Raw genomic sequence first — 296 nt, 5'->3', positions numbered from 1 at the left:
CCTCGCACAGGTGGAAGAGCACGCTCTCCATACGGGCCTTGTTGGCCTCGTCCTTGGCCAGAGCACAGGGAGCGGTCTCTTCAATATACTTGTTGGCGAGCTGGATCACGGCAAAGATCTCCATCAGGGCCTGGGGGATGGTCAGGTTGTCCATGTCGGCAGTGACCTTGCCCAGCAGCTCATTGACCATGGTCTCCAGCTCCGTGTCGATGGCCTCGGTGCCAGCGGCCTTGTGGACCGTGCCGCCGAAGTAATTCTCGCACATGGCAACGGTGCGGCTGAGCAGGTTGCCCAGG

Annotated in this window: 1 pseudogene; it reads right to left on the bottom strand. The window is 61.1% G+C overall.

What is annotated here, in order from left to right:
- Window positions 1-296: pseudogene (locus P0G09_RS19350) on the bottom strand (methionine--tRNA ligase); the annotation flags it as partial.

Origin of the sequence: Faecalibacterium sp. DFI.5.82 (assembly GCF_029076575.1) — a bacterium.
GTDB lineage: Bacteria > Bacillota > Clostridia > Oscillospirales > Ruminococcaceae > Faecalibacterium > Faecalibacterium duncaniae.
This window is presented reverse-complemented; position numbering and strand designations above follow the sequence as displayed.